Genomic DNA, 22061 nt, shown 5'->3' with positions numbered 1-22061 from the left:
TTTTCAAAATTCCCAATTAAAATCTATCTTCGCTTTTTAAAGAGAAAAGAAAATAGAAGAAAGAAAAAAGACAAGAGCTTTATCTTTTTTCTTTCTTCTTGGCTCTACAAAATCTAATCTTCGAATGTCTAATAATCTTCTAGAAACTCCAATTGAATACTTAAAAGGTGTTGGCCCGAGCCGTGGCCAGCTGCTTCGTAAGGAATTGGGCATTCATAAATATGGAGATTTAGTCAATCTTTTTCCGAATCGATATATAGACAGAACGCGTTATTACAAGATTAACGAATTGCAGAATACGGGTTCTGAGGTTCAAATTATTGGAAAAATAATCAATATTAAAACCGTTGAATTTGCCAAAAACAAAAAACGTCTTGTGGCGAGTTTTGTTGATGATACGGGACAAATTGATTTAAATTGGTTCCAAGGCCATAAATGGATTCGCGAAAGCTTAAAGATTAACGAACCTTTGGTCATTTTTGGAAAATGTTCATTGTATGGAAGCCAGTTTAGTATGGCACATCCCGAAATTGAATTATTAAGCGAACACGAAAGAAGTTTACGTTCGGCTATGCAGCCTGTTTATCCTTCGACAGAAGCTTTGGCTAATAAAGGAATTTCGAACCGTACCATTAATAAGTTAATGGAACAGCTTTTCTTGGAAACACAGGCATTGTTTACAGAAACTTTTCCACCGTTTTTAATTGAAGAATTAAAACTGATTCCGAAACGCGCTGCATTATTCAACATTCATTTTCCAAAAAGCGCCGAGATTTTAGCGAAAGCGCAATTCCGATTAAAATTTGAAGAATTGTTCTTTATTCAGCTGCAATTAATTACAAAGAATCTCATTCGAAAACATAAAATAAAAGGACATCCATTTGACAAAGTGGGAGAACTTTTTAATGAATTTTATAAAAATCATTTGCCTTTTAATTTAACGAATGCTCAAAAAAGAGTAATCAAGGAAATTAGGACAGATATGGGCAGTAATGCTCAAATGAATCGTTTGCTTCAAGGTGACGTGGGTTCTGGAAAAACCATCGTGGCTTTTATGAGTATGCTTTTGGCAATTGATAATGGTTTTCAGGCTTGTTTGATGGCACCAACAGAAATCTTGGCCAATCAGCATTTTTTGGGTTTATCTGAATTTGCTAAAACACTAAACATTAATATTCGAATTTTAACAGGCTCTACTAAAACTGCTGAAAGAAAAATTATTCATGAAGAGCTAGAAAGCGGAGAACTTAAAATTTTAATTGGAACCCATGCTTTACTGGAAGATAAAGTGCAATTTCAGAATTTAGGTTTAGCTGTAATTGATGAACAGCATCGTTTTGGCGTGGAACAAAGATCTAAATTGTGGAAGAAAAACGATATTCCGCCACACGTTTTAGTCATGACCGCTACTCCTATTCCCAGAACGCTGGCAATGAGTTTATATGGCGATTTGGATATTTCGGTTATTGATGAATTACCTCCTGGAAGAAAACCAATTCAGACCGTACATCGTTATGATACGAATAGATTAAAAGTCTGGAAATTTCTTCGTGATGAAATTGCAAAAGGAAGACAAATCTATATTGTTTACCCGCTTATTCAGGAGTCTGAAAAAATGGATTATAAGGATTTAATGGACGGTTACGAGAGTATATCTCGAGATTTTCCGCTTCCTCAATATTCAATCTCTATTCTTCATGGAAAAATGAAGCCAGCTGATAAAGATGCTGAAATGAAGCGTTTCTCTGAAGGAAAAACCAATATCATGGTGGCAACAACTGTAATTGAGGTTGGTGTAAACGTGCCAAATGCGAGTGTAATGATCATAGAAAGTGCAGAACGATTTGGGCTTTCTCAATTGCATCAGCTTCGTGGGCGTGTGGGACGTGGTGCCGAACAGAGTTATTGCATTTTAATGACAGGACATAAATTAAGCTCTGACAGCAAAACTAGAATGGAAACCATGGTGCAGACCAACGATGGTTTTGAAATTGCCGAAGTTGACTTAAAGCTTCGTGGCCCTGGAGATTTAATGGGAACACAACAAAGCGGCGTTTTAAACCTTCAAATTGCTGATATAGTAAAAGATAGAGATATTTTATCTCTGGCAAGAAATTATGCCATGAAAATCTTAAAAGAAGATTCTGCGCTTCAAAAACCAGAACACGCTGTTTTACGAAACATCTTCATAGAATTAACCAAGAAAAAGAATATTTGGAATTATATAAGTTAGAAAGCTTCTAAGTTGCTAAGATTCTAAGACTCTAAGTTTTCCTAAAAAAGGTCAAAGGTTAAATACTTAATCTTTGACCTTTTAAACTTTTAAACTTTCAAACTTAGAAACTTAGTATCTCAGAACCTTAGCATCTTTAAAAAAAAACTCCATTGCGTCCTTTATTTTCATTCATGTGATTTAGTTTTGCTGGGGGACAAATTTAAGGGGTGAATATTTTTATCAGACACAATGAAGTATATAATCCGTTGTTATTTTTTTGCCTCGTTTTTCTTTTCAAAAAGACCGCTAAACAAACCTTTGCTTATTTTATTTTTATCATCCTTTCCGGTTGCAATCATGTGATCGATATATTCCATGTACGTTTTCTTTCTCTCTTCTAGAAAACCTACAAGATATTCCTCAGAAGCATGCATACCGCTGGTTTCTTCAATCTGCAAAAGTTTCTTGTACAAGGGTTCAATAAATTTTACAATAATATCGTTTGGAACCGATTTTCGAGTGCAGAAGAAGCCTACAATTTCACCATCGGTATCTGCCACAATTTTAAAATCGGTTACAACCCAGTAATAACGGCCTGTTTTTGCCATGTTTTTTACAATGACATGAATGTTTTCACTAGATTTAATACTATCCCACAAAAATTTAAAAATTACTTTTGGCATATCGGGATGACGTACAATATTATGAGGCTGGCCAACAAGCTCAAATTCATCATAACCAGAAACATCTATAAAGTCTTCATTGGCATATAAAATGGTTCCTTTTTTATCAGTTTTACTAAGCAATACTTTATTCTTATTCCAGTCCACTTCTCTATCCGAAGCTGTTGGACGGTGTAATCTGGTATCCATAACTCTTACATTTAAATTAATTTACAATTCAATTCGCATAAAATGAATCCATAAACCTTAATTTGACTCGATTTCTAAGACAAGTAGAATGTTTCTGATTTTACGAAAAACTGTTTCCAATTCATTTTCAAGCCATTCTGGAATTTCATTATTAACAGCTAGATTAAGCTGTCTAATATCATTCATAATCTGAATTAGCTTTTTATATTGAAAATCAAGATCGTAAACATGAGAACTCGTTCGGTAATTTTTAAAAATCTCCTTTACCTCTATTTCAAAATCAGATTGAATCCCTATTTTTTCAATCGAATCTAATGTTATGCTTTCATTCAAAAAATCTTCAATTATTCTTTTAAGACTATGCAGCGTAGGCACTGCAGTGGGTAAATCATGCTTAAACATACAACAGGTTTAAAAATATTAATATTGTTTTCTTTGGGACTTGACTTTAATTCCAGTTTTAAAAAACTAGTTTCTATTGGTTGTTGATTTTACATGAATATCATTTACTAAATCATCAATTTTTTTGGCACTTTCTCTCATCATTTCAAGATAACTAAGCAGCTTGTCATTATCTGTATGTCCTTTTGAAACATCAATTAATTTTAAAACTGAATTTACAGGCAGTTTTAAATCTAAAGTTGTTCTATGAATAAAATCATTATAATCTTTTGTAGCTGACATTGAGCTGTATTTTGCCGAAGCCAATTTCATGTTTTCCAACTCATATTCGTCTGAAATTTTAGAGATATGATTTTCGCTATGTTCTTTAAAATAGTATGCCCAATAGCCGTTCATAAAGAAAACCACTGCAGCCAAAACGGTATGAATAATTAATGTTTCGAGATCAAAATTTACTTGCGAAAAATACACCTGAAGGCCGTTGGCATCATTATAAATATAGTTTTGCAGGTACGCCAATCCAGCATGGTGGAGAACAACCAATAAAGTAAGCGGAATTTGAAGCTTCCAATTCTGATAAATAATCAAAATGGTACTGGCAATGAATACAGTAAAATGCATTTCGAACATTCCATGCATTTGATAAATGTACTGCGCCATAAAAATAGCCAGAACGACCGATAAAACGTATTGATAAAATTTGGAATTTTTCATGAAAAATTTTGCCGAATAATAAAGCAAAAGGTTCAATGTCCCGACGCCAACACCAATTTCAAAAGTATCATATTTAAAAGAAAGTCCGATACCCAGAAGAAAATATACTGCAAGTACATAATTAATAATTGTATCTGACTTTTGTGTCATTGTAGACATAAAACTGTGCAGATAATCTTGTTCGTTTAAGCTAGCTTTTGTTTTCATAGGTTTAGATTTAGGTTTTTGGAAAAAGTTATTTAGTACATTTTGGTAACGAACATCCGTATGCTTTAAGAGCTAAAGCATTAAAAGAAGGTTTCTCTTTTTGGTTAAGAAGAGAATCAATCGCCATTTGAGCATAATTGCTTTTGGTATCTGTACAATATCTGGTTTTATTGTAATTCCCTCTGTAATATAAATTATGTGATTGATCTAATAAAACTGCCTGCGGAGTAGAGAAAACACCACATTTTTTAGCAATTGCTTCATCAAAATATACTGGGATCTCAGCACCAAACTTTTGCTGAATTTCATCAATGGTAAAATTCTTCTGTTTGTTTAACACCACAATTTTAAAATTGACCTGATCTCCGTACTTTTTAATTAAGTCGCTTACATGTGGGACATTAAATCGCGAACATGGACATTCGGGATTATAAAAGTGGATAAAAATGGGTTTATTATCAAATGCACAGCACGGACCAAGTTCAATCTTTGAACCCATTGCAATCGCATGATAATTTTTAGGAATAGGTGTTGGAAGACTGTATTGGAATTCATTCTGCCAAAACAGATAACCAATTGAAAGAAGCAAAAATGTAAACCATAAGCTTAGAAGTAATTTTTTCTTCATAAATTATTTTTTTTTTATATTATGCAATAACAAACAATAAACACTTGTTAATACAATAATTCATTATATTTAACCAAAAAGCAAAAAAACAACTCCTACATGCGTATTTTAACACAAAAATTAAACGCAACCGTTAGCTTTCGTGTTAAAATCTTTCATTTTGTTTAACATATCAATGTTACAAATAAAATCGATAAAGTGCAAAAAAAATCAGACAAATTGCTAAAAATTTCTTCTGCACTAGAAAAGATAAGCGCTTATCTAAGTCTTAGAACGTAATTTCACCCTTAGCATCTCTACTTTCTTCAAAAAAAATTAAACTTAAATTAAACCTTTTTGCCTGCCTGTAGTCTAAATGCAAACCTTTGTACCTACAAATGTTAAATAAACGCTAACAGCTTTCGATTTCGCACCAAAAAGTTAAATTTGTAAGCTTACTAAAAACAAAAACCTAAATTCTATATTCACCTCATTTTTATGAAACTAAAACACCTCATTTACACCCTTTTAATTGTTGCAATTGGTGGCTTTGTCACCTATAGAATTATTTCGAACAAGGGTAAAAACGATGAATCTAAAAATTTCAATGATAAAAAAGCTCCAACAACTGTTAATGGAATTATAATAAAGACGGCTACTTTTGACAATAATTTAGCATTATCAGGATCTATTGAAGCAAACGAACAAGTAGAAATTCATAGTGAGGTTTCAGGAATTGTTGAAGGAATATTTTTTAACGAAGGCAGCAATGTAACAAAAGGACAAGTGCTTCTTAAAGTAAATGATATCGAATTAAAAGCACAGCTAAGACAAGCTCTAACTAGAGAAGATTTGGCTGCTGAAAACGCAAGAAGAGCAAAATTACTGCTACAGAAAGAAGCAATCAGTCAAGAAGAAGCAGATGTTGCAAAAGCAGATCTTGCTTCTGCTCAAGCGCAAAGCCAGCTAATTAGAGCACAAATCTCTAAAACTTCTGTTAGAGCACCTTTTTCAGGAAAAATTGGTTTGCGTAATATTTCTCCAGGAACTTATATTACACCAACTGTTTTAGTAGCAAAATTGGTAAATACCAGTAAATTAAAAATTACTTTTTCTATTCCAGAAAAATATGCATCAGAAGTAAAATCGGGATCTGTAATCGACTTTAAAGTTTCTGGATCTGACAAAACGTATAATGCAAAAATCTATGCTATCGAACCAGAAGTTGCTGTTGCTACACGTACACTTCAGATTCGTGCGCTTGCTGATAATAATGACGGAAAACTTTTTCCCGGGACTTTTGCAGACATCAAATTGCCTTTAAATATTATCAAAGACGCGATAGTTGTTCCTTCTCAAGCAATTATTCCAATTCAAGACGGTAAAAAAGTATTTGTTGCCAACAACGGGCAAGCAAAAGAAGTAATGGTTGATGCGACAACAAGAACAGATTCTTCAATTTTAATTTTAGCAGGATTAAAACCTGGAGACACTTTAATTACAAGCGGTGTTATGTCATTAAAAAACGAAGCTCCTATCAAGGTTCAAGTAAAATAGTTCTAAAGCCAAAAGTCAAAAGTCGAAAGACTTGAATATAGATTTAAAGATGGTAGTAAAGATTTAGCAATAAATCTGAAATCTAAAATCAACAATCTAAAATCTAAAATTACAAATGAGTTTATCTACTACAAGCATAAGAAGACCTGTTTTAACCATAGTACTGAATTTACTTATTATTCTATTCGGTTTTATTGGTTATACTTTTTTGGGTGTCAGAGAATTTCCTTCGATTGATCCTGCGCAGGTTTCCATTCGTACCAATTATACTGGTGCCAATTCTGATATTATTGAATCGCAAATTACAGAGCCTCTTGAAAAAGCCGTAAATGCGATTGATGGAATTAGAAATATTACTTCATCCAGCAACCAAGGAAGCAGTACCATTACAATCGAGTTTAATTTAGATAAGGATTTAGAGGAAGCGGCTAATGATGTTCGAGACAAGGTCTCGCAAGCCATTAGAAATCTTCCACAAGATATAGATGCCCCTCCAGTTGTTTCTAAAGCCGATGCAGATAGCGAATCTATTATTTCGATGACGGTTCAAAGTGACAGCAGAAGCTCTTTAGAATTAAGCGATTATGCCGAAAATGTTATTTCTCAGCGTTTGGAAACTATTCCAGGCGTAAGTGGCGTGCAAATTTGGGGACAAAAACGCTATGCAATGCGTCTATGGATAGATCCTGTAAAACTAAATGCTTATAAGTGTACAGTTGCCGATGTGAGAAACGCATTAAATGCTCAGAACGTCGAACTGCCATCTGGTAAATTAACAGGAAACAATACCGAATTAACCGTAAAAACAGTTGGAAATCTTTCTAAACCAGAAGAATTCAACAATATTATCATTCGCACAGATGGCGATAAAATCGTAAGACTTAGTGATGTAGGCGGTGCCGAATTAGGTCCAGAAAATATAGAGACTTCCTTGATGTCTTCCGGGCTTCCAATGATCGGAATGGCTATTGTTCCAATGCCAGGAGCCAATTACCTGGATATTTCAGCTGAATTTTACAAAAAATTTGAAGCCTTAAAAAAAGATTTACCTAAAGACATTAAACTTAATATTGCGCTTGATAACACGCAATTTGTAAAGAAATCTGTATTGGAGGTTGCCGAAACTTTAGGAATATCAATCGTTCTGGTTATTATTATTATTTATTTATTTTTTAGAGACTGGGCAATTGCTTTCAGGCCATTAATTGACATTCCTGTATCGTTAATTGCTACATTCTTCATTATGTGGCTTTTTGGTTTCTCAATAAATGTACTAACACTTCTTGCTATTGTACTTGCAACAGGACTTGTTGTGGATGACGGAATTGTTGTAACTGAAAACATTTTCAAAAAAGTCGAAGAAGGAATGTCTCCTATCGAAGCAGCCATTAAAGGTTCTAATGAAATCTTTTACGCTGTTATATCTATTTCTGTCACTTTAGCAGCGGTATTTTTGCCAGTAATTTTCTTAGAAGGTTTTGTTGGCCGACTCTTTAGAGAATTTGGAGTTGTAATTGGAGCTGCAGTATTGATTTCAGCCTTTGTCTCCTTGACTTTAACACCAATGTTAAATGCCTATTTAATGAAAGGCGGCGAACAAAAGAAATCAAAATTCTATATTAAAACTGAGCCATTTTTTGAAAAAATGAACAGCAGTTATGCCGAATCACTGACAAAATTCATGGACAAAAAATGGATCAGCTTCCCTATTTTAATTGCTTGTTTTGGAATTATTTATTTATTCTTTACGATTCTTCCAAAAGAAACAGCACCTTATGATGACAGAAGTTCTGTTACCATGCGTATGACTACGCCAGAAGGATCTTCTTATGATTATACTTATCGTTTTATGCAAGAAATTTCAAAACTTGTTGACGATTCAATCCCTGAAAAAAAAGTTAGTTTAGTAATTACTGCTGGAGGATCTGGAGGTTCTGCAACTAACTCAGGTTTTGTGAGACTATCATTAAAAGAACCAGACGAAAGAACCAGATCTCAAAAAGAAATTGCAGACAAATTAAGCAAATGGACAAAAAGATATCCTGATGCTAAAATAGCAGTAATTCAGCAGCCTACAATTGCCGTTAACAGACGTGGCGGGTTACCAATACAATATATTATTCAGGCTCCAAACTTTGATAAGTTGAGAGAAAAAATCCCTGTTTTTATGAATGAAGTAGGTAAAAGTGATGTATTTTCGACAACAGATGTAAACTTAAAATTTAACAAGCCTGAAATCAACGTTACCATTGACCGTGCAAAAGCAGAAAGTTTAGGAATTTCCATCCTTGACATTGCACAGACTTTACAGCTTTCTTTAAGCGGACAACGTTTTGGCTATTTTATTAAAAACGGAAAACAATATCAAGTAATTGGACAATTTGACCAAAAAGACAGATCGAAACCTTTGGATTTGACTTCTATGTTTGTGAAAAACAAAAATGGCGAATTGATTCAGATGGATAACGTTGTAAACGTATACGAACAAAGTAATCCGCCGCAATTGTATCATAATAACAGATACATGTCTGCAACAGTTTCTGCTGGTTTAGCGCCAGGAAAAAGTATGGGAGACGGAATTGAAGAAATGGATCGTATTAAAGCAAAAGTTTTAGATGAAAGCTTCACTACAGATTTAGCTGGAGAATCACGAGATTTCGTAGAAAGTAGCTCTAATACTTCTTTCGCTTTCGGATTGGCTTTATTGTTAATCTTCTTGATTCTTGCGGCACAATTTGAAAGTTTCATTGATCCATTCATTATCATTTTGACGGTTCCAATGGCGGTTGCAGGGGCTTTATTTTCATTATGGCTCTTCAATCAAACATGGAATATTTTTAGCCAGATTGGTACGGTAATGTTGATTGGTCTGGTAACCAAAAACGGTATTTTGATTGTAGAATTTGCCAATCAGTTACGAGAACAAGGTAAGCCTAAATTAGAAGCTATTTTAGAAGCTTCAGAAGCACGTTTACGTCCAATTTTAATGACGAGTTTGGCCATTGCATTAGGAGCGCTTCCAATTGCAATGTCGCTTGGAGCTGCCTCTACAAGTAGAATTGGTATGGGAGTTGTAATTGTGGGAGGAACTATTTTCTCATTGGCTTTAACGCTTTTTGTAATTCCTGCCATTTATTTAATGTGGTCTAAAGCCAGAAAACATTATCCTGAGTTTGATCATATTGACGAATACGAAAGAGAAAGCATTAAATAAAAATCAGAAATATACTTTCTGGTTAAAGAAAACGAATATGAATATCAAAAAAATATATTGTACAGTACTTATCCTGCTTTTTTGTGCAATTCAGACAAAGGCACAGGAAGTTCTTACTATTGAACAAGCTATGACCATAGCTTTGGAAAATAATTTTGAGATTAAAATTGCTAAAAATAATTCCAAAATAACCGAAACAAATGTAACAATTGGTAATGCAGGAATGTTGCCGACTGCAACCGCAAATATTACAGACAATAATAATCTTACGAATTCAACACAGGTACGTCAAGATGGTACATCAACTACATTGAACAATGCTAAAAACAATAGTTTAAATTATGGCGTAAGTTTAGGCTGGACCGTTTTTGACGGAATGAAAATGTTTGCCAAACTAGACCAGCTAAAAGAGCTTCAAAAACTGGGCGACGCAGAACTAAAAAGAACTATTTTAGTTAAAATTGCTCAGGTAAATTCAGCTTATTATGATTTAGTTCAAATGCAACAGCAATTGTCTGCATTAGATACTACAATTGTTATTTCGAACCAACGTTTGACTTTAGCTAAAAATCGCTTCAGCATAGGAAAAGCTTCAAAACTTGAAGTATTAAATGCACAGGTGGATTTAAACTCAGATCAGGTTGCTTTATTAAGACAAAAAGAAGCGTATGCTAATGGTAAAATTTTACTGAATCAGCATTTAGCGCGCGATCCAAAAATTGATTTTAAAGTGATTGATAAAGTTACAGTTGATAATAAATTAGTTTTGGCTGATTTAATGGAATTGGCTCAAAAGCAAAATCCAGGTTTAGAAGCTGAAATTATAAACAAACGCATAGCCGAATTACAACTTAAACAAGTAAAAGCAGACCGCTACCCTACTTTGAGGTTAACTACGGGATACAATTTTTCTGAAAGCCAGTCGAGTCTAGGATTTACTAGTGAAACATCTTCCAAAGGTTTAAACTATGGTTTTAATGCTTCTATGAATATATTCGACGGTTTCAATCAGCATCGTAATGAAAAAGTTGCCAAATTACAGATCGAAAATTCACAGCTTGCTATAGAACAGCAAAACATAACTTTAAACACTCAGTTGAGCACTGCTTTTCAAACCTATTTAACCAATTTAGAATTAATTGATTTAGAAGAAGATAACGAAGCTATCGCAAGGCAGAATTTAGAAATCACTTTGGACAAATTTAAAATCGGAACTATTACAACGCTAGATTTTAGAACAGCCCAACTTAATTATGTCAATGCAAAAGTGCGTTACAGCAATGCGCAATACGAAGCAAAATTATCTGAAATTGCTCTAAAAGAATTAGCGGGAAATATTAATTTCTAATTTTCCTTTTAAAATCAAATATTAACTGCCCGATCTGCTAAATCTGCGAGCTATTTTGCTCTCGCAGATTTAGCAGATTTTTTTTTTAATTTCAGCAAAAGTTACATAACGTTTTTAAGAAAACATTCTGTTTGTTCTTGGTGCTGAATATTTTTATAATTTACTTCCAACAGAATATTTTTTTACTTTAAATTTGTTACAAAACAAGTTTCAATGATTACATACAATACCAAAGATTGGTTTACTTTTATTTTTCATTTTCATAAGTCAGATACAGTTCGAAAACTGTTTACGATTATGATTGCAATTGGAATTTATGCTTCAGCTGTTTGTTATCTTGAACTTCATTATTTTAAAGTAACCAAAAACGATTATATCCACAACATTCCAATCATGCACGGAATGCTTGGATTTGTAATCTCGCTTTTGCTTGTTTTTAGAACCAATACAGCGTATGACAGATGGTGGGAAGGCCGAAAACTTTGGGGCGGACTTGTAAATAACAGCCGTAATCTTGCTATAAAACTATCCGCAATTTTAAAAGACGAAAATGATAGAAAGTTTTTTAGAAAATACATTCCGATGTACGCAGATATACTTCATCATCATTTAAAAGATGAAGATACAGGCAAAATGCTATTTGATGATGTTGAACTAGAAATTGATCACCATAAACACAAGCCGAATCAATTAAAAAAAATCATGTATCACAAAATCAATGATTTGTATGATGCAAAAAAAATATCAGGAGAGCAACTCATTACGATAAATGAAGAATTAGTTGCTTTTACAGACATTTGCGGAGCGTGCGAACGTATTAAAAACACTCCTATTCCCTACTCTTACAGCGCTTTTATTAAGAAATTCATCTTCTTTTATACTATGACGCTTCCTTTTGGATATTCTGTTAGTTTAGGTTATCTAGTTGCTCCTGTTGTTGTTTTTATCTTTTATGTTTTGGCAAGTTTGGAACTTATTGCTGAAGAAATTGAAGATCCGTTTGGAAATGATGAGAACGACCTTCCAACAAAAAAAATATCTGAAAACATCAGAAAACACGTTGAAGAATTGATATAATTAAACGTTAAATCTGGCATTTATATTCTTATTTTCATTAAATTTAAAGTCTTCACCAAAAAATAAATTTAATGAACAATCAACGATTTTTAGTCAATCCGCTCCAATTATCGCAAGAAAAATCATTAAAAACTCTTGTAGAAAATAGAACTATTTACAATCTGAATCATTGTGAATTGAATCTATTTGAAACCTACGAATCGACTCAAAAAGTTCCATTGAAGTTTAATGATTTGGTGGTGACCAGCATGCTCCGCGGTAAAAAAATCATGCATCTTTTTGATGACCCTGAATTTGTATATCTTCCAGGCGAAACTGTGATTGTTCCTTCGAATGTAGAAATGAAAATTGATTTTCCTGAAGCTTCAAAAAACAATCCGACGCAATGTTTAGCATTGGCCATTGATCAGGATAAAATTGCTGAGATTTTAAATTTCTTAAATGAGCAATATCCAAAAGAAGGCAGTAATATGTATTGGCAGCTCAATTACCAGAATTATTTCTTTTATAATAATATCGAAATGGCCGCTACCATAAACAAGCTCATCAAAGAATGTATGAGCACTTCGATTACCAAAGACATTTTTGCCGATTTGACTTTAAAAGAATTATTAATTAGGATTATTCAAACGCAAACTGTAAAATCTCTGGATGAAGGAAAACCTTTTGAAGATAATAATCCGATTAAAGAAGTTACCGAATATATCAAGCAAAATTTAAAAGAGAATATCAATTTGAAATCGCTAAGCGAAAAAGCTTGTATGAGCACCACTTCTTTCTATCGTTTCTTTAAACGCGAACTTGGAATGAGTCCGATTGAATATATTTTAAATGAAAAAATAAAATGCGCTAAAAATCTATTAAGAAACCCAACGCTTCAAATTAACGAAGTTTGTTATTTAGCAGGGTTTGAAGATGCGAATTACTTCATTAGATTATTCAAAAAATATGAAGGAATTACACCAAAACAGTATCAGTTACTATATATCAATTAGAGATGCTAAGATTCTGAGATACTGAGATTCTAAGTTTTTCAACCTGAAACCTGAAACCTGAAACTTGAAACAAAAAAACTATTCAATCCTAAAAACCGGTTCCAAATCCTTCTCTTCTTCGGGAGTGAAAATGCGATATTCTATTTGAAACGTTTTCTTTAATGGGGTTTCTAACGAAAAACCTCCTACTCCAAAGGCATCAATTACGGTTAAGGTAAAATGTGCGTGTTTCCAATATTCAAATAAATCTTTGTCTACCCAAAATTCAACATCTTCTACTGTACCAATACAAACATCTCCAGTTCGCTGATAATAGCCACCTTTTTCAAAACACTGCGGTTGTGTACCTTCGCAGCATCCACCAGCTTGGTAAAACATCAAATCACCGTGTCTTTCTTTTAGAACCTTTATTAATTCTATAGCTTTTTCTGTGGCATCAATTCGTCTAATCATCTTTTTATCATTAAAATTTAAAAAGCAGTAAACTCTATGAAGAAATTTACTGCTTTGACATAACCAACTATTTATGTTTTACTTTCAACCAAACAGTAATTCGATTCTATTGAATATTTTCAAATCAAAATTGCCTGGAGTGAGCTTGCTTAATGTCATTAAATTTTCATTTAACGCCCCATACATTCCGCTAACTTTTTCCTAAGAATACTCCAGGATTTTGATAGTTAGTCTTTAGAAAAATCCTAATTTCTTTTTGTCATAAGAAATCAGCATGTTTTTGGTTTGACGATATTGGCTCAACATCATTTTATGGTTCTCACGACCAATTCCAGATTGTTTGTAACCACCAAACGGAGCACCTGCTGGGTAAGAATGATATTGATTTATCCATACTCGACCGGACTGAATTGCTCTTGGAACCTGATAAATTTCGTGCACATCACGAGTCCAAACTCCAGCCCCTAAACCATACATCGTATCGTTTGCAATTTCGATCGCTTCTTCTGTAGTTTTAAAAGTCGTGACCGCCAAAACTGGCCCGAAAATCTCTTCTTGAAAGATTCTCATTTTGTTGTGACCTTTAAACAAAGTTGGCTTAATGTAATAACCGCCTTCTAATTCGCCTCCTAATTTATTTTCATCTCCTCCAGTTAAAACCTCTGCTCCTTCTTCTTTTCCTAATTTAATGTAAGACATGATTTTTTCTTTCTGCACAATCGAAGTCTGAGCCCCAATCATAGTCGATTTATCCAACGGATTTCCAGCTATAATGGCTTCAGTTCTTTCTATTACTTTTTTGATGAACTTGTCGTATATATCTTCGTGAATTAATAGCCTAGAAGGACAAGTACAGATTTCACCTTGATTTAAAGCAAATAATACAGCACCTTCAACCGCTTTGTCAAAGAAATCATCATCGTGATCTGCTACTGACGGGAAGAAAATATTTGGAGATTTTCCACCCAATTCTAAAGTAACCGGAATAATGTTTTCTGTAGCGTACTGCATTACCAAACGTCCTGTTGTAGTAGAACCCGTAAATGCCGCTTTTGACACTTTTTTATTGGTTACCAACGGACGTCCTAATTCGGCACCAAAACCATTTACAATATTTAGAACTCCTGGAGGAAGAATATCACCAATTAATTCCATTAAAACCATAATCGAAATTGGCGTGCTTTCTGCTGGTTTTAAAACAATTGTGTTTCCTGCTGCGAGAGCTGGAGCAATTTTCCAAACTGCCATTAAAATCGGGAAATTCCACGGAATAATCTGCGCCACAACACCAAGAGGTTCGCTTAACGCAATAGAAACAGTTTGCGAATCCAATTCTGCTATCGAACTTTCTTCTGCACGAATTACGCCAGCAAAATATCTAAAGTGGTCAATGGCTAAGGGAATATCAGCTGCAAGAGTTTCACGAATTGGTTTTCCGTTGTCTACCGTTTCAACTGCTGCAATATATTCTAGATTGTCTTCAATTTTTTGTGCAATTTTGTTTAGCAAAATACTCCTTTCGGTTACCGAAGTTTTTCCCCAAGTTTTAAATGCTTCATAAGCAGTATCTACAGCCAATTCGAGATCTTCTTTTCCAGAATGTGCTGCTTTTGTAAATACTTTTCCATCAATTGGAGAAACAACATCAAAGTATTCTCCTTTAATTGGGGCTACAAACTTTCCACCAATATAGTTATCGTATTTTGCCTTAAATTCAGGTCTTTTTACTGCGGTACTCATAATTTTCTTTTTTTGATTTACTCCAAATTTAGTTTCATAAAAAGAAACAGAATAGCACTTTTCATTCATCTTGTAGCACAAAAATTACACATTCGCTTTTTTTAGACTTTTATAATAATCATTTAGCAAAATTTTAATCTATAAATTGCTAAATAATTAGTAGACAGCATTTTTCGGTCATTTAAAAACAACTAGAAAAAACTACTCAATTTTTTCTTACTCCAACGCGCAATCCTTATATTTGTAACCTCATACAAAGAATTAAAGAACTACAATGAAAATATCTTACAACTGGTTAAAACAATTTATTAAAACTGATTGGACATCTGAGCAGACTTCTGAATTACTAACAGATTTAGGTTTAGAAGTTGAAGTTGTTGAAAAATACGAATCAATTAAAGGAGGTTTGGCAGGCGTTGTTGTTGGACACGTTCTAACTTGCGAAAAACATCCTGATGCTGATAGATTGAAAGTTACTACAGTTGATGTTGGTTTAGAAGCTCCTGTCCAAATTGTTTGCGGCGCTGCAAATGTGGCTGCAGGACAAAAAGTGCCTGTTGCAACAATCGGAACCGTTTTATACGATAAAGATGGTGCAGAATTTACCATTAAAAAAGGAAAAATTCGCGGACAGGAAAGCCACGGAATGATCTGTGCTGAAGATGAATTAGGTTTAGGAAATAGCCATGACGGAATTATGGTTTTGGCCGAAGATTTGGTTCCAGGAACTCCTGCTTCTGAAGTTTTTCAAATTGCAAATGATGAAGTTTTCGAAATCGGATTAACACCAAACCGTGCCGATGCAATGAGCCATTATGGAACTGCTCGTGATTTAAGAGCAGGAATGCTACAACGTGGTATAAATGTAGAATTGATTACGCCTTCTGTAAGCAATTTTAGAGTTGACATGCGTACGCTTAAAATTGACGTAAATGTTGAGGACAATCATTTAGCTCCAAGATATTGCGGTGTAACTATTTCTGGAATTTCTGTACACGAATCTCCAAGCTGGTTACAAGACCGTTTAAAAGCTATTGGTCTAACTCCAAAAAATAATATTGTTGACGTTACTAATTATGTTCTACATGAATTAGGACAACCTTTACACGCTTTTGACGCTGCCAAAATCAACGGAAAAATTATTGTAAAGACCGTTGCAGAAGGAACTAAATTTGTTACTCTTGATGATGTTGAAAGAACACTTCACAAAGAAGATTTAATGATTTGTGACGAAAAAGGACCGCTTTGTATTGCTGGAGTTTTCGGAGGAAAAAAATCTGGAGTTTCTGAAGGAACTACTTCTATATTCTTAGAAAGTGCTTATTTTGATCCAGTAAGCATTCGTAAAACAGCAAAAAGACACCAATTAAGCACAGATGCTTCTTTTAGATTTGAAAGAGGAATTGATCCAACGATTACAGAATACGCTTTAAAACGTGCAGCGCTTCTAATTCAGGAAGTTGCGGGCGGAAAAATCACTTCTGATGTTGTAGAAGTTTATCCTAAAAAAGTAGAAGATTTCTCTGTTTTGTTGAATTTTAGCCATGTTTCTAAAATTATTGGACAAGAAATTCCAAAAGATACGATCAAAAAAATCTTGGTTTCTTTAGACATTAAAGTAAATAGTGTTTCTGATACTGGTTTAGGTTTAACGATTCCTGCATATCGTGTAGACGTTCAGCGCGAAATTGATGTAATCGAAGAAATTTTGAGAGTTTACGGTTATAATAACATTAACTTCTCTAAGAAATTTAATGCTACAGTAGCAAATTCGCCAAGAACAGAAGACTACAAAGTACAAAACGTAATTGCTTCTCAGTTGAATTCTCAAGGTTTCCACGAAATGATGGCTAATTCATTGACGACTGCTGCTTACGCCAAATTATCTGCTTCATTAAAAGAAGAGCACAATGTATCGATGTTGAATCCGTTGAGTAGTGATTTAGCAACACTTCGCCAGTCTTTATTATTTTCTGGATTGGAAGCGGTTTCATATAATATCAATAGAAAAAATTCAGATTTAAAATTATTTGAATTCGGAAAAACATATCATAAGTATTTAAACGGTTACGAAGAGCATAAACACCTTTCTTTATTGATTTCTGGAAACAGAAACAAAGAAAGCTGGACAAATCCGCAAAAAACAACAGATTTCTTCTTGCTGAAAGGATATGTAAAAGCAATTTTATCTCGTTTAGGAATTGAAAAAATCGGTAACGCTCCTGTTCAATCTGATATTTATTCTGAAGGAACAGCAATTACCTACAACAACGATATTTTGGTTGAAATGGGTGTTGTTAAAAAACCTATTTTGAAGCATTTCGGAATTAAGCAAGACGTTTATTACGCAGATTTTAACTGGGATTTGGTTTTAAAAATCATTACAGGAAAAATTAAGTATACTGAAATTCCTAAATATCCGGAAGTTCGTAGAGATTTGGCTTTACTAATCGATGAAAAAACGACTTACGAAAGCATTTTCAACTTGGCAAAACAAACAGAAAAAGCGCTTTTAAAAGACATTAATCTATTTGATGTTTATCAAGGAAACAAACTACCAGAAGGAAAAAAATCATACGCCTTGAGTTTTACTATTCAAGACAATACTAAAACATTAACCGACGCTCAAATCGACAAAATCATGTCTAAATTACAGCAGACTTTCGAAACTGAACTTGGTGCAAGTTTAAGATAATTTCTTTCTTACTTCAAAAATAAAAAACCCGACAAAATGAATTGTCGGGTTTTTTATTTTGTTTCAGGTTTCAGGTTTCAGGACGTTTAAAATTGTGTTAAGCCAAACCGGGTACTTTGTTTGGCTTTTATCTTCTTTTTAAATCTGAATCATGATTTTACTATTTTCTAGCCTTAAATGCGTAATAAAAGGCGAAATTAGACTTAAACCTTTTACTGCACGAGATTTTTTTTTCGTTTCTATTAGTATGTTAGCGCAGCAAAAACGGGATACTCTTTTATTTTTTCTCTTCCGTTAAGAAAAGTCAGCTCCATTAAGAAATTACACTGTACAATTTCGCCACCTAATTGCTCTACCAATTCGCAAACTGCTTTTGCGGTTCCGCCAGTCGCTAACACATCGTCATGAATTAAAACTCTATCGCCTTTTTTAATAGCATCGGTATGCATTTCGAGGCTATCAGTTCCATACTCCAATTCATAAGAAGCAGAAATGGTGTCAAACGGAAGCTTTTTTGGTTTTCTTACGGGAACGAATCCGGCATTTAACTCTTGCGCTAATAACATTCCGAAGAAAAAGCCACGTGATTCGGCACCAACAACCTTATCTATTTTTTGATCATTTAAAGAATCTACCAAAATTTTTAAGCAATTTGTTCGTGCTTCAGGGTCATTTAGTAAAGGTGTTATATCTTTAAACAAAATTCCTTCTTTTGGAAACCCTTGAATATCACGTATATAATTTTTAATCTGCATTTTTTTTTATTTTTCTGTTATTTTTCTCTTGTATATCTCACATTTATGTCTATCTTTGCACCCGCAATAAGCAATCAACAAAGCTACAAAAAAATAGCTAATTGATAACAAAAAGGCCTCGTGGCGCAACTGAATAGCGCATCTGATTACGGCTCAGAAGGTTACTGGTTTGAATCCAGTCGAGGTCACAAAAGCCAAATGGCGCCAATTGAAAACAATTGGCGCCATTTTTTTATTACCTTATAGCAATATTGACTCGTTTTTGAGCCGTTCCTAAAGTACAATCTTATATATAATTACAATAAATCTATTAAAGATTTGGTGTTTTATTTTTCATAATCCTTCTAGATATTCTCTCCAAGAGCTGGTTTGTTTCTAATTGATGTAGTATTAGTTTTTGATAATTATGACTTTATTTTTACTAATGGACAAGCATTGCAGTGATTTTGGTAATCGTTTTATAACTGCTTTAACTTTGATCAATCAGCACTTTTTCCAATGCTAATTGTAATAACAAAAATCATGCTTCTTAAAAAAATATTTTGTCGTACTTTTATTTAAAATATTTAAATCTATGTATAACCAGCTTTTCAGCTACATTAGCAGATACAGTGAATCTCCTCTTACAGTAGAAGATGAAACATTAATTAAATCAGCACTCAAACCTGCCAAATTAAAAAAGAAGGAGTTATTCCTCGAACAAGGAAATATCTGCCAGTATACAGGTTTTATAATAAAAGGCGCTATGAGACAATACAGCATTGACAGCGCCGGTAATGAGCATATCATTCAGCTGGCTCTTGAAAACTGGTGGATGGTGGATCGTGAAAGTTATCTTATGAAAACACCATCGGTATATAATATTGATGCATGGGAAGATACAGAACTTCTAATATTGGAAGCGGATGATCTGCAGCGTCTGCTTGAAATACCTACAATTAAGGAAATGTTCTGGAAAATGAACCAGAGCAGTTTCATAGCTTCCCAAAAAAGATTAAACAATTCCATTGCCCTTCCCGCCATGGAAAGATATGAGCAATTACTCAAAAGCTACCCTGATTTTGTACAGCGCTTTCCCCAGCATATCATTGCTTCTTATTTAGGTATCAGCAAGGAAACTTTAAGCCGCGTGCGCAGTAAGCTATTCCAAAAATAAAATTAAGATCCTGCCCTGCTTTAGTTCTTCTATTGTTCTTTATTGACAAATGTCATCGTTTTCTGTTCTATGGCCGCAATAAATTTGCCTTATAAATCAGTAACAAAGATTTTTAAAATTTAGAACAACATTTAAAACATTAGAAAAATGAAACAGTTTACAAAAGATGATACCGTTATGCTATTAATTGATCATCAAACAGGCACACTTAATTTTGCAGCAAACAGACCTCACGAAATGATCGTGAGCAGAACAAGAGCTTTGGCTAAATTTGCAACAGCTTTAAACATTCCCGTTGTGCTTACCAGCAGCCAGGAAGATCATGCACAAGGACCTTTAATTCAGGATTTACAGGATCTGCTTCCTAAAGAGTATGCAGAGAGAGTAAAAAGAGAAGGAATTACAAATGCATGGGATGACGAGAATTTTAAAAATGCTGTTCTAAAAGCAGCTGGCGGAAGAAAAAACGTAATCATGGCAGGCCTTACTAATGATGTATGTATTGTGTGGCCTTCAATTTCAATGCAGGAAGAAGGGTTTAATGTTCAGGTAGTACTTGATGCAGGAGGATCTCCTTCACAAATTGCTGATGATATCGCACAGCAGACTTGGGAAAGCCAAGGTGTAAGAACTACAACAATCAACCAGATAATTTCTGAAATGGTGCACAACTGGGCAACAGAGGACGGTCAAAAAGTGCTTCCGATCCTTTTTGAAGAAGTTATGTCTAAAGTAGGACAGTTCTCTTAATTAATAGATTCTTATAATCGAAGCTGGATATTTAGATATCCGGCTTCTTTAAAAATATTATTATGATACAGAAAATAAACAGCTCCCAGTTTTTGGGTCACGGTCCGATAAAGATTCTTTATCCGGGTTCTGCCGTTTCAAGCACCGATACCGGAATAGGAAGCATAGGAAGAATTGACCATCCCGAAATAAATTCCAATACGGTTATCAAGATGCATCCGCACATCAATGATGAAATTCTTTCCTATTTCAGAACAGGGGAAGCAGAACACAGCGACTCAGAAGGATTTGTAAAGGTAATAGGCGGAAAAACCCTTATGCTGATGAAAGCTGGAAAATCATTTTTCCATGAAGAAAAAATTATGGGTCAGCAGCAGACAATGGAAGGGCTTCAGATTTTTATCCGTCCGGGTAAAAAAGACCTGAACCCCGAAGTGGTATTCTTGGAACTGGAAGACCTTCATAGCGAAAACAGCTGGCGTATTATCGGGTCTCCAAATCCTGAAACTGAATTTCAATTCAGCAGCCAGACCTGGATTTACGATATGAAACTTCTTAAGGGAAGCACTTCTGAAATTCCCCAGCTTCCAAAAAACGGCCTTACGGCGCTTTTGTATGTCTTTCAGGGATCAGTACAGGTAAACAGCAGTATAGATCTTAAGAAAAAAGAATGCATCGTCTTTAAAGATGAGCCTGTTTCGATACAAGCTTCAGAGGATGCTGAACTGGTCTTGTTCTTCACAGATGAACAGGGAGAAATCTTCAAGGGCGGAATGTACAGTGGAAATCAAATGTAATTATGGACAATACTATCAGCATTATCAGTAAAAATGAAGGAGAACGTCTGGCAGTTGCAGGCGGCAATTACAGAATTATAATATCTGGTGAACAGACCAATGGCAATTACGCCGTTATTGAAATGATAGTGCCTCCGGGAGGAGGGCCGCCTCCGCATGCCCACCCTGACACCCAGGAAATGTTTCATGTCCTGGAAGGGGAACTGGAATTTAAAACTGAAGCAGGAAAACAGCTTGTAGCGCAGGACGGATTCATAAATATCCCTTTTGGCGGCGCCGTGCACTGCTTTAAAAATACTTCAAAAAATTATGCGCGACTGCTCTGTACGGTAGTACCGGCAGGACTGGAAAACTTGTTTCATGAAATAGGAATTCCGGTAAAAGCCGGCGAATTCCTGCCCGTTCCTGAACTCACAGAAAAACGGAAAGAATTTTTAAAAGAGATGGACCAGAAATACGGCCAGAGAACATATGCTCCTGATTACTTAGGATAGCAGTTCAATCCAA

General features: G+C 34.4%; 18 protein-coding genes and 1 tRNA gene. 12 read left to right on the top strand and 7 right to left on the bottom strand.

What is annotated here, in order from left to right; all coding sequences use genetic code 11:
* Positions 1 to 124: 124 nt before the first annotated feature.
* Positions 125 to 2233 (top strand): ATP-dependent DNA helicase RecG, encoded by a 2109-nt coding sequence (recG, locus tag NCC77_RS13595; RefSeq protein WP_250836061.1) that lies wholly within the window; start codon positions 125 to 127, stop codon positions 2231 to 2233.
* A gap of 251 nt (positions 2234 to 2484) precedes the next feature.
* Here the strand turns inward: recG and NCC77_RS13590 are convergent, their stop codons facing one another.
* The 4 genes from NCC77_RS13590 to NCC77_RS13575 form a co-directional block, all read right to left on the bottom strand.
* The gene (locus NCC77_RS13590) at positions 2485 to 3087 is read right to left on the bottom strand and encodes a PAS domain-containing protein (RefSeq protein ID WP_095929244.1); all 603 of its coding nucleotides are present in this window, start codon (positions 3085 to 3087) and stop codon (positions 2485 to 2487) included.
* A 57-nt stretch (positions 3088 to 3144) separates the two neighbouring features.
* On the bottom strand, positions 3145 to 3489 hold the full coding sequence (locus tag NCC77_RS13585; protein ID WP_250836060.1) for a hypothetical protein: 345 nt from the start codon (positions 3487 to 3489) through the stop codon (positions 3145 to 3147).
* Positions 3490 to 3555: 66 nt separating this feature from the next.
* Positions 3556 to 4410 (bottom strand): histidine kinase, encoded by an 855-nt coding sequence (locus NCC77_RS13580; protein WP_095929242.1) that lies wholly within the window; start codon positions 4408 to 4410, stop codon positions 3556 to 3558.
* 28 nt (positions 4411 to 4438) lie between these two features.
* Positions 4439 to 5038 carry a TlpA family protein disulfide reductase gene (locus NCC77_RS13575; protein WP_250836059.1) on the bottom strand — a complete coding sequence of 200 codons (600 nt, stop codon included), beginning with the start codon at positions 5036 to 5038 and terminating at the stop codon, positions 4439 to 4441.
* Positions 5039 to 5515: 477 nt separating this feature from the next.
* Between NCC77_RS13575 and NCC77_RS13570 the strand changes: the two genes are divergently transcribed.
* The 5 genes from NCC77_RS13570 (at position 5516) to NCC77_RS13550 (ending at position 13208) form a co-directional block, all read left to right on the top strand.
* On the top strand, positions 5516 to 6574 hold the full coding sequence (locus NCC77_RS13570) for an efflux RND transporter periplasmic adaptor subunit (RefSeq protein WP_250836058.1): 1059 nt from the start codon (positions 5516 to 5518) through the stop codon (positions 6572 to 6574).
* A 115-nt stretch (positions 6575 to 6689) separates the two neighbouring features.
* Positions 6690 to 9788: an efflux RND transporter permease subunit gene (locus tag NCC77_RS13565; protein ID WP_250836057.1), complete on the top strand. Its 3099-nt coding sequence runs from the start codon at positions 6690 to 6692 to the stop codon at positions 9786 to 9788.
* Positions 9789 to 9825: 37 nt separating this feature from the next.
* A complete protein-coding gene (locus NCC77_RS13560; RefSeq protein ID WP_250836056.1) occupies positions 9826 to 11136 on the top strand; it encodes a TolC family protein in 1311 nt (436 codons plus the stop codon).
* Positions 11137 to 11349: 213 nt separating this feature from the next.
* A complete protein-coding gene (locus NCC77_RS13555) occupies positions 11350 to 12213 on the top strand; it encodes a bestrophin family protein (RefSeq protein WP_250836055.1) in 864 nt (287 codons plus the stop codon).
* A 71-nt stretch (positions 12214 to 12284) separates the two neighbouring features.
* The gene (locus tag NCC77_RS13550; protein WP_250836054.1) at positions 12285 to 13208 is read left to right on the top strand and encodes an AraC family transcriptional regulator; all 924 of its coding nucleotides are present in this window, start codon (positions 12285 to 12287) and stop codon (positions 13206 to 13208) included.
* A gap of 78 nt (positions 13209 to 13286) precedes the next feature.
* Here NCC77_RS13550 and NCC77_RS13545 read toward each other — a convergent pair whose 3' ends face one another.
* Complete coding sequence (locus tag NCC77_RS13545; protein ID WP_250836053.1) at positions 13287 to 13661, bottom strand: DUF779 domain-containing protein; 375 nt, start codon at positions 13659 to 13661, stop codon at positions 13287 to 13289.
* A 234-nt stretch (positions 13662 to 13895) separates the two neighbouring features.
* The gene (locus NCC77_RS13540; RefSeq protein ID WP_250836052.1) at positions 13896 to 15401 is read right to left on the bottom strand and encodes an aldehyde dehydrogenase family protein; all 1506 of its coding nucleotides are present in this window, start codon (positions 15399 to 15401) and stop codon (positions 13896 to 13898) included.
* Positions 15402 to 15675: 274 nt separating this feature from the next.
* Here NCC77_RS13540 and pheT point away from each other — a divergent pair, with 274 nt between their 5' ends.
* Entirely contained in the window at positions 15676 to 18096 is a 2421-nt protein-coding gene (pheT, locus tag NCC77_RS13535; protein WP_250836051.1) for a phenylalanine--tRNA ligase subunit beta, read from the top strand.
* A 242-nt stretch (positions 18097 to 18338) separates the two neighbouring features.
* On the opposite strand, the gene NCC77_RS13530 is transcribed toward pheT, so the two are convergent.
* A complete protein-coding gene (locus NCC77_RS13530; protein WP_250836050.1) occupies positions 18339 to 18851 on the bottom strand; it encodes an adenine phosphoribosyltransferase in 513 nt (170 codons plus the stop codon).
* A 114-nt stretch (positions 18852 to 18965) separates the two neighbouring features.
* On the opposite strand from NCC77_RS13530, the gene NCC77_RS13525 reads away from it, so the two are divergent.
* The 5 genes from NCC77_RS13525 (at position 18966) to NCC77_RS13505 (ending at position 22048) form a co-directional block, all read left to right on the top strand.
* Positions 18966 to 19039: transfer RNA gene (locus NCC77_RS13525), tRNA-Arg, on the top strand.
* A 386-nt stretch (positions 19040 to 19425) separates the two neighbouring features.
* Complete coding sequence (locus NCC77_RS13520; protein ID WP_250836049.1) at positions 19426 to 20007, top strand: Crp/Fnr family transcriptional regulator; 582 nt, start codon at positions 19426 to 19428, stop codon at positions 20005 to 20007.
* Between the two features lie 147 nt (positions 20008 to 20154).
* Positions 20155 to 20757, top strand: a complete 603-nt coding sequence (locus NCC77_RS13515; RefSeq protein WP_250836048.1) for an isochorismatase family protein — start codon at positions 20155 to 20157, stop codon at positions 20755 to 20757.
* A 62-nt stretch (positions 20758 to 20819) separates the two neighbouring features.
* Positions 20820 to 21554, top strand: a complete 735-nt coding sequence (locus NCC77_RS13510) for a pirin family protein (RefSeq protein ID WP_250836047.1) — start codon at positions 20820 to 20822, stop codon at positions 21552 to 21554.
* A 2-nt stretch (positions 21555 to 21556) separates the two neighbouring features.
* Complete coding sequence (locus NCC77_RS13505) at positions 21557 to 22048, top strand: cupin domain-containing protein (RefSeq protein ID WP_250836046.1); 492 nt, start codon at positions 21557 to 21559, stop codon at positions 22046 to 22048.
* The last annotated feature ends 13 nt before the right edge of the window (positions 22049 to 22061 follow it).

The sequence above is a fragment of the Flavobacterium tyrosinilyticum genome (assembly GCF_023656565.1).
Taxonomy (GTDB): Bacteria; Bacteroidota; Bacteroidia; order Flavobacteriales; family Flavobacteriaceae; genus Flavobacterium; species Flavobacterium tyrosinilyticum.
This window is presented reverse-complemented; position numbering and strand designations above follow the sequence as displayed.

Coding starts and splice junctions, on each gene's coding strand:
- NCC77_RS13575 (WP_250836059.1), bottom strand. CDS start 5,038: ATGAAGAAAAAATTACTTCTAAGCTTATGGTTTACATTTTTGCTTCTT.
- NCC77_RS13555 (WP_250836055.1), top strand. CDS start 11,350: ATGATTACATACAATACCAAAGATTGGTTTACTTTTATTTTTCATTTT.
- NCC77_RS13545 (WP_250836053.1), bottom strand. CDS start 13,661: ATGATTAGACGAATTGATGCCACAGAAAAAGCTATAGAATTAATAAAG.
- NCC77_RS13585 (WP_250836060.1), bottom strand. CDS start 3,489: ATGTTTAAGCATGATTTACCCACTGCAGTGCCTACGCTGCATAGTCTT.
- NCC77_RS13540 (WP_250836052.1), bottom strand. CDS start 15,401: ATGAGTACCGCAGTAAAAAGACCTGAATTTAAGGCAAAATACGATAAC.
- NCC77_RS13510 (WP_250836047.1), top strand. CDS start 20,820: ATGATACAGAAAATAAACAGCTCCCAGTTTTTGGGTCACGGTCCGATA.
- NCC77_RS13530 (WP_250836050.1), bottom strand. CDS start 18,851: ATGCAGATTAAAAATTATATACGTGATATTCAAGGGTTTCCAAAAGAA.
- pheT (WP_250836051.1), top strand. CDS start 15,676: ATGAAAATATCTTACAACTGGTTAAAACAATTTATTAAAACTGATTGG.
- NCC77_RS13560 (WP_250836056.1), top strand. CDS start 9,826: ATGAATATCAAAAAAATATATTGTACAGTACTTATCCTGCTTTTTTGT.
- NCC77_RS13590 (WP_095929244.1), bottom strand. CDS start 3,087: ATGGATACCAGATTACACCGTCCAACAGCTTCGGATAGAGAAGTGGAC.
- NCC77_RS13505 (WP_250836046.1), top strand. CDS start 21,557: ATGGACAATACTATCAGCATTATCAGTAAAAATGAAGGAGAACGTCTG.
- recG (WP_250836061.1), top strand. CDS start 125: ATGTCTAATAATCTTCTAGAAACTCCAATTGAATACTTAAAAGGTGTT.
- NCC77_RS13565 (WP_250836057.1), top strand. CDS start 6,690: ATGAGTTTATCTACTACAAGCATAAGAAGACCTGTTTTAACCATAGTA.
- NCC77_RS13550 (WP_250836054.1), top strand. CDS start 12,285: ATGAACAATCAACGATTTTTAGTCAATCCGCTCCAATTATCGCAAGAA.
- NCC77_RS13520 (WP_250836049.1), top strand. CDS start 19,426: ATGTATAACCAGCTTTTCAGCTACATTAGCAGATACAGTGAATCTCCT.
- NCC77_RS13580 (WP_095929242.1), bottom strand. CDS start 4,410: ATGAAAACAAAAGCTAGCTTAAACGAACAAGATTATCTGCACAGTTTT.
- NCC77_RS13570 (WP_250836058.1), top strand. CDS start 5,516: ATGAAACTAAAACACCTCATTTACACCCTTTTAATTGTTGCAATTGGT.
- NCC77_RS13515 (WP_250836048.1), top strand. CDS start 20,155: ATGAAACAGTTTACAAAAGATGATACCGTTATGCTATTAATTGATCAT.